General features: G+C 47.5%; 9 protein-coding genes. 1 reads left to right on the top strand and 8 read right to left on the bottom strand.

The genetic code is table 11. The features are described from left to right. The first annotated feature begins 69 nt into the window (after positions 1-69). Entirely contained in the window at positions 70-786 is a 717-nt protein-coding gene (locus WBV75_RS10870) for a response regulator transcription factor (RefSeq protein ID WP_424120628.1), read from the top strand. 37 nt (positions 787-823) lie between these two features. Here WBV75_RS10870 and WBV75_RS10865 read toward each other — a convergent pair whose 3' ends face one another. The 8 genes from WBV75_RS10865 to WBV75_RS10830 form a co-directional block, all read right to left on the bottom strand. After that, complete coding sequence (locus tag WBV75_RS10865) at positions 824-1,327, bottom strand: gluconokinase (protein ID WP_424120627.1); 504 nt, start codon at positions 1,325-1,327, stop codon at positions 824-826. Then, positions 1,317-2,237, bottom strand: a complete 921-nt coding sequence (gene miaA / locus WBV75_RS10860) for a tRNA (adenosine(37)-N6)-dimethylallyltransferase MiaA (RefSeq protein WP_424120626.1) — start codon at positions 2,235-2,237, stop codon at positions 1,317-1,319. Before miaA ends, WBV75_RS10865 begins: the two co-directional genes overlap by 11 nt. After that, positions 2,237-3,013 (bottom strand): ion transporter, encoded by a 777-nt coding sequence (locus tag WBV75_RS10855; RefSeq protein WP_424120630.1) that lies wholly within the window; start codon positions 3,011-3,013, stop codon positions 2,237-2,239. Before WBV75_RS10855 ends, miaA begins: the two co-directional genes overlap by 1 nt. Positions 3,014-3,094: 81 nt before the next feature. Next, on the bottom strand, positions 3,095-4,204 hold the full coding sequence (locus WBV75_RS10850) for an exonuclease domain-containing protein (RefSeq protein WP_424120625.1): 1,110 nt from the start codon (positions 4,202-4,204) through the stop codon (positions 3,095-3,097). 15 nt (positions 4,205-4,219) lie between these two features. Then, positions 4,220-4,879 carry a YggS family pyridoxal phosphate-dependent enzyme gene (locus WBV75_RS10845; protein WP_424120624.1) on the bottom strand — a complete coding sequence of 220 codons (660 nt, stop codon included), beginning with the start codon at positions 4,877-4,879 and terminating at the stop codon, positions 4,220-4,222. After that, positions 4,876-6,126 carry a DUF1015 domain-containing protein gene (locus tag WBV75_RS10840; protein ID WP_424120623.1) on the bottom strand — a complete coding sequence of 417 codons (1,251 nt, stop codon included), beginning with the start codon at positions 6,124-6,126 and terminating at the stop codon, positions 4,876-4,878. Before WBV75_RS10840 ends, WBV75_RS10845 begins: the two co-directional genes overlap by 4 nt. A 3-nt stretch (positions 6,127-6,129) precedes the next feature. Then, on the bottom strand, positions 6,130-7,017 hold the full coding sequence (locus WBV75_RS10835) for a 3-hydroxyacyl-CoA dehydrogenase family protein (protein WP_424120629.1): 888 nt from the start codon (positions 7,015-7,017) through the stop codon (positions 6,130-6,132). 25 nt (positions 7,018-7,042) lie between these two features. Continuing rightward, positions 7,043-7,613, bottom strand: a 571-nt coding sequence (locus tag WBV75_RS10830) for a Gfo/Idh/MocA family protein (protein ID WP_424120622.1), incomplete at its 5' end; no start/stop codon positions are given.

The raw sequence follows: 7,613 nt of genomic DNA, 5'->3' as shown, positions 1-7,613 counted from the left end.
GTCTATGTGGAAAGTGAGAAAGGAAAAGGAAGCACTTTTTACATAAAACTCCCCTTAATTTAGCAAGTTATGGAAACAGTAAATAAGAAAATACTATTGGTCGAAGACGATCCGAATTTTGGAATTGTCCTCAAGGATTATCTTTCGATGAATGATTTTGATGTTACCCTTGCCAAGAATGGTATGGAGGGCTTCGAAAAATTCAAAAAAGATAATTACGACGTTTGCATTCTGGATGTAATGATGCCTTACAAAGACGGGTTTACGCTCGCTCGCGAGATACGCGAAAAAAACGAGAGCGTGCCCATTGTATTTCTTACCGCAAAAACCATGAAGGAAGACGTCCTGAAGGGGTATAAAGCAGGTGCAGATGACTACCTCAACAAGCCTTTTGACTCAGAGGTACTGCTCGCCAAACTTCAGGCCATTCTGCAGCGCAAGGAATCCAACAACCTCGCAGACAGCAAGCAGTTCGAATTTGAGATCGGGAATTTTCACCTGAACTCCAAACTCAGGTTTTTGAAATACAAGGATGAAGAGCCGAACAAACTTTCACCAAAGGAAAATGAACTCCTTCGATTGCTGGCCCTTCACGAAAACGATCTGATGCCCCGGGAACTCGCCCTGACCAAAATTTGGAGGGACGATAACTACTTTACCTCCCGCAGCATGGATGTTTATATCGCTAAACTTCGAAAATACCTGAAGCGGGATGACAGCGTTGAAATTCTCAACATTCACGGGGAGGGTTTCCGCCTTGTAGTCAAAACGGACTCCGAGAAATAAGCAGAGACTCACGGGCGTGAATGGCAAGGGGGAGTGTTTACCCTGAACTATTCGAATCTTCTGAAATCTTCGTGATTGCCTTATAAACCGAAAGGCTCACGGGTATATGTATACCGTATTGGGGAGGTTCCAAAACGTCGAATTGGGACTGGAGCAGGGCAGAAGGCATAAAGTGAGACGATCTTCCGCTTACACGCTCTAAAAGTTCGTGGTACGTGCCGTATAGATATACCCAGATGATGTTTTCTTCCAGCCCTTTTTGTAAGAGTTGCCTGTAGGATTCTTTGAGCGCTGAACAAGCGATTACAGCTCCTTGACCCTGATGTTGCGTGGCTACTTTATTTAAGCGTGTCAACCAGGGTTCGCGATCTGAATCTTCAAGGGGTACCCCCTGGCTCATTTTCTGAATATTCTCGGGAGGGTGAAAATCATCCCCGTCGAAAAACGGGATATCCAGATACTTCGCAAGTGCGATACCCAGTGTTGACTTTCCGCATCCGGAGACTCCCATGATTATAAATACATCCTTTTCAACCGGCATATTCAGATCGTATATACTCTTCTATGGATTGAAGTGCTATTTCTATGGGGGCATCGTGTGGAATCCAACGTATTTCCGGATTCTTGCGATACCAGGTAAGCTGTCGCTTTGCGAATCGCCGGGTATTCCTCTTGATAAGCGCCACAGCTGTCTCGAGGTCTGTCTCGCCATCCAGATAGGGAAAGAGCTCCTGATACCCCACGGTCTGAAGGGCGTTTAGGTTGCGGTAGGGCAGGAGTGCAGCTACTTCATCCAGCAGGCCTTCCTGCATCATGGCATCTACCCGGGCTTCGATGCGGGTGTAGATAATATCTCTGGGGGCTTCAATACCCAAGGGGATATGTACAAACCCCTTGGGAGCCTTTCGCTTGCCCAGATAAGAGCTGTAAGGACGACCACTCGACACACATATTTCCAAAGCCCGGATCAACCTTCGGGAATTCTCTAAATCAACCACCTTATGGTATTCGGGATCAAGCTGGAATAGCAATTCCTGAAGTACCTTAATGCCCCCCCTGGCGTATTTTGTTTCAAGTTCTTCCCGAACCCCTGCGGCTACCCGTGGAAATTCATCGAGTCCCTGTGTCACCGCATCGAGGAAAAGTCCGCTGCCTCCTGCGAGAATCAAATAATCGCAAGCTTTAAATTTTTTTGATATCAGTTGGAGGGCATCCTTTTGGTAATCCCCAACAGTAATGGGCTTATGGATAGAGGTGTGTTGAATAAAATGATGGGGAACCGCCTTCAATTCTTCTGTCGAGGGCACTGCGGTGCCAATCCTCATTTCCTTGTAAAACTGCCTGGAATCCGCAGAGATAATCTCTGTTTTAAAGTGCCTGGCAAGGGCGATCGCCCACCCTGTTTTGCCAATACCCGTAGCTCCGCAGATAGAGATTAAAAACTTTTTCATTAAAGCAATTCTCCGCATTTAAAGCAATGGCTGGCATCATCCCTATGGCCTTCCACTCCGCATGAGGAGCAGGAATGGGTGTTGATGTGTACCGTGCGATTCTGATCCTCATCTTTGCCCTTACCGCTGTGTTTTGCAAACTCAACAGTTACAATACCCGTAGGGACGGCGATAATCCCATATCCCAGAATCATGATCACCGTGGCAATAAACTGTCCTATAGTAGTTTGGGGTGCAATATCGCCATAACCGACAGTGGTCAGCGTGACAATCGTCCAGTAAATACTGCGCGGAATACTCGTAAATCCGGATTCCGGACTTTCGATCAGATACATGAGTGTCCCCATTATGATAGAAAGAATCAGCACCACATAAATAAAAACTGCGATTTTGGTGCGACTCGCCCGCAACGCCGTGCGCAATTGGGAGGCTTCACCGATATACTGCACCAATTTCAGGATTCGGAAAATACGCAGCAGTCTGAAGGCACGAACGGCCAGCAACACCTGGGAGCCTGCAACCAGATAAGAGAGGTACAGCGGAATAGTGGATAGAAAATCAATAATCCCGTAAAAACTAAAGATGTAGCTGGAAGGCTTTCGGATAGAAACAATTCTCGCGATATACTCTATTGTAAAAAAAATAGTGATAATCCACTCCATGGTTAACAGGGCCCCATGGTATTTCTCATCGAATTCTGTAACGCTTTCCAGCATCACCAAAATGACGCTGACCAGGATAATAAAAATCAAAATCAGATCGAACCATTTCCCCATAGGGGTGTCGGCCTCATAAATGATTTCATGCAGTTTATGTCTCCAGTCTTTTTTTACAATCGTATTCTTCAAATCACGATATTAAAGTTCAATAGCCTTCAGAATCGGTTTTTTATTGAGATAATCGATTACGACTTCCAGGGCTCCATCAGCGTTTGAAATTGGAGTTAAGAGGTTTTCTAAGATATGAATATTATTGATTTGGTGGTTCAATTCATAGTATCCCATTCCCCGGACTTCATCATCCCGTAACCAGATAGCTGACCGTTCTCCGGTCTTACGCCCCTGGTCGACCAGCAAAAATTGCTTTCCGTTAAGAGATATCTCAGATCCGTTTACCCGGATTTGCCCTGCTCTCCGTCCTGGCTTAGAAACAGGCTTATTGTGTGTCGGCCGATTGTTCAGGATTTCAACATGAGTCTTGAGGCGCGCAATTAATTCACTACCTGTACGCTCAAATTGAACCTCCCGGGTTTCTTTTCGCAGGCTCAGGCCTGGCTCGTGAACCCCGGTAAAATGTGTATTGACGGATGACTGCATGTTCCGGCTATGGTCCAGGTAAATCAGGTCACTGTCTTTATTGAAAAGATAATATACGCCGATATCCCGGGGAACGGATTCGACTAATTTGAGTTGTCGGGAGGAGAGTTCACCGTGTGCCTCCGCCCGGATGACCTCCTTTAAAATATCTTTTTTGGTATCCCGGCCCAAAAGGATCTGGAAGAGTTTCAATGTGGCCAGGGCATCGCCATTGGCCCGGTGCCGGTTGCTTACCGGGATCCCCAGGGAACGCACCAGTTTTCCAAGGCTATGGGATTCCGCTTCCGGTATCAGGCGCTGGGAAAGATCAACCGTACACAGGGTTTGTCGCTGGAAATCAAAGCCCAACCTGCGGAATTCAGTGCGCAGGATACGGTAATCAAACATGGCATTATGTGCGACCAAAACACTTCCTTCGGTTATTTCCACAATCCGTTTGGCTACCTGGTAGAACTTGGGGGCCGTGCGCACCATTTTTGGGCTGATCCCGGTTAATTTTTGTACATAGGGCTGTATTTCCCGTTCCGGATTGATAAGGCTGATAAAGGAGTCAATGACCTGATCGCCGTTAAAGCGGTGTATGGCAATCTCTGTAATTCCCTCCTCATTGTATTTGCCCCCAGTAGTTTCTATATCCAGAATAGCATACATAGTCATCGTTTCTCTTCAGGCAGTATTGCGACTACCAAAGATACTACTTCCTAAGCGCACCATGGTACTGCCCTCTTCAATGGCTATATGGTAATCCCCGCTCATCCCCATCGAAAGCGTATCGAAGTTTTCTCTTCCCTGTCCGAATGTATCGTACAATGACTTCAGGTATTTAAACTCGGAGCGGACCTGGGCCGAATCATCTGTAAAGGTCGCCATTCCCATGAGTCCCCGCAATTGAATATGGGGTAATTGGCCCCGATCAACCACGTCTATGGCCTCTGTGAGTTCTGTTTTGTCAAATCCAAATTTGGTGCTTTCCTCTGCAATATGCACTTGCAGCAGGCAGGGGATTACCCGCCCCTGCTGTGCCCCTCTTTTGTCGATCTCCCGAAGGAGCCGAAGGGAGTCCACCCCGTGAATCAGGGAAACAAAACCCGCGATATATTTAACTTTGTTCCGTTGCAAATGGCCGATCATGTGCCATTCAATATCTTTGGGCAGGTGTTCCCACTTCCGGACGAGTTCCTGAACCTTATTTTCCCCGAAAATCCGTTGGCCTGCCGAGTATGCCTCCGTGATTTCGCCTTCACTTTTTGTCTTTGAAACTGCAACGAGGACAACCTCAGGGGGAAGAGATTCTACAATTTGATTCAGCTTTTGGGTAATGCTCATAAGTCTGGGTTTTGGAAATCGTATATGGTCAGCCCACTGGGCAGTTTGGGTTCAATAAAGGTACTCTTGGGTGGCATCTTCAGCCCTGCGTCCGAAATTGCTTTGAGCTCGTCCACGCTTACCGGAGTCATAGCAAATCCAATGTCGTAAACGCCCTTGTCAACCATTTTTTTAATCTTCAGGGCATTCATCGGGGCACACAAATAGTGAATCCTCGAATCGTGCCTCAGGTCGGTCACACCAAATACGGGTTCTAAAACGGTTTTATACAGGATCTGGGGATCGAGCGCATCCAGGGGATTGGAAAAACGATAGGCGTGTTTCCGGAGTTTAAGTTCGTAGAACACACCGCTTATGTACATCGAGAATTGGTGCTTTTCGCTGGGCTCAAAGGGCGTGGTACCCTTCTCATGGATTCGAAAAAACCGATCAAGGCCGATTAGGATTTCGTCTGGATGACGGTCTCCAATTCCGGACAGCAAACGGCTGAAGGAGCGAATTCTCAGCTGTGACTCGGGTATGAGGTAACTCATAAAACTTCCGTAGGCCCCTTCCGCAATACTGCCCATATTCCCTTTTTGCATTCTTCGCGCCAGCAGATCTGAAGAAGCGCTTCGGTGATGGCCATCGGCTATATACAAAGTCTTTACGCCTTTAAATCTTTTCCGGATTGCAGAGATATGCCTCGGATTTGAGATGACCCACAACTGATGGGTTACCCGATCCGTAGTGGTAAAGAAATATTCGGGCTTTTCTTCCATGATATTTGCGAAAAGTACATCGAGTTCGGGTTGGTCCGGATAGGTCAGCAGGACAGGTTCCGCATTAAACTTCACCGTTTGGAGGTAATCTGCAAAGAGCGTTTCCCGAAAACTCAGGGTTTCCTCGTGCTTGCGGATAACATCCCTGCGGTAGTCGTCCGTACTCGTCGCACAGAAAACACCATGAGTACTGTAGTCTTCCATTTGGGTGCGATAGAGGTAATACGAGGGCGTCTCCTCCCGTATAAGCACACCTTCCTCCAGGAACTCCAGATATCGGTTCCGCACCATGGAAAAACGCTGTTCCCCCTGTACAGCTTTGTGAAATTTGAATCCGGGATCAATAATGTGCAGGAATGAAAAGGGATTATAGGCCATAACGGCTTTTCGTTCCTTTGACCCGTACTGGTCATAAGACCTCGATACCACCGAGGCGACTTTATCCGGGGCCGGCCGGGTAGCCCGAAAAGGAATTACCTCCGCCATGGATCAACTAAATTGGGCAGCTACTTTTTCCGCCTTTCGGGATTGGGAATAATCGTAAAAGCCTTCTTTTGATTTCACCCCGAGTTTTCCAGCCATAACCATTTTAACGAGCAGGGGGCAAGGGGCGTATTTTGGGTTTTTAAATCCGTCGTAGAGCACCTGGAGTATGGACAGGCAGACATCCAGCCCAATAAAATCGGCCAGTTGGAGCGGACCCATGGGATGTCCCATCCCCAGCTTCATCACCGTATCGATTTCCTCCACACCGGCAACTCCGTGATACAAGCTCTCGATGGCTTCGTTGATCATCGGCATTAAAATACGATTCGCGATAAAACCCGGGTAATCATTGACTTCCGTAGGAACTTTACCCAGGATCCTGGAGAGTTCCAGGATTTTTTGAGTTACGGCATCACTGGTATTATAGCCGCGAATGACTTCGACCAATTTCATCACGGGGACAGGGTTCATAAAATGCATACCGATCACCTGGGACCCCCGGTTGGTTACCGCCCCGATCTCTGTGATCGAAATCGAAGAGGTATTGGTTGCGAGAATCGTATCTGCGGGACAATGCACATCCAGTTCCCGGAAGATCTTCTTCTTCAAGGAGATATCTTCAGTTGCTGCTTCCACAACGAGCTCCGCACGCTGAACCCCCTTTACAAGGTCCGTCGTGGTCTTTATATTCGAGAGGGTCTGTTGGACTTTATCGGTGTCCAGCACCCCCTTGTTAACCATCCGGTCGAGGTTCTTTTCAATGGCAGACATTCCCCGCTTTAAACTGTCTTCCGAGATGTCGATGAGTTGAACGTTAAATCCATGTTGTGCAAAAACGTGGGCGATTCCGTTGCCCATAGTCCCGGCTCCAATTACAGCAATATTTTGTATCATATGTATGCGTTTAAGTGAAAAATTAAGCCCGACCTGCCTGGGCGGTAAAGGCATCGATGACCCTCAGGGCCACATCGAGGGCCCGGGCACCTTGTTCCAGGGGTACGGGAGGAGTACTGTTCTCTTCAATAGCCACGGCCAGGGCCTCCAGTTCATCCAGGATTGGATTGTTTTGGACAATTTCCGGATTCTCGAAGTAGATTTGCTTCTTGGTTCCCTCCGCATTCTGAAGTACCATGTCGAATTCGCCCGGATGTTCAGGTGCGTTTTTCATTTTGACTACTTCTACCTTCCGCTCTAAAAAGTCTACGGAAATATAAGCGTCTCGCTGAAAAAAGCGCGATTTCCGCATATTCTTTAAAGAAATCCTGCTGGCCGTTAAATTCGCCACACATCCATTTTTAAAGGCGATTCGGGCATTGGCGATATCGGGGGAATTGCTGATTACCGAAACCCCACTGGCCTGGATGTCCGCCACCTCTGAATTCACAACACTCAGGATGATGTCAATATCGTGAATCATCAGGTCCAGAACGACCGGAACATCGGTCCCTCTCGGATTGAATTCGGCAAGTCGGTGCGTTTCTATAAAC

Origin of the sequence: Robiginitalea sp. (genome assembly GCF_049588695.1) — a bacterium.
GTDB lineage: Bacteria > Bacteroidota > Bacteroidia > Flavobacteriales > Flavobacteriaceae > Robiginitalea.
The sequence above is the reverse complement of the archived record's forward strand: the minus strand, read 5'-3'. Positions and strand labels throughout refer to the sequence as shown.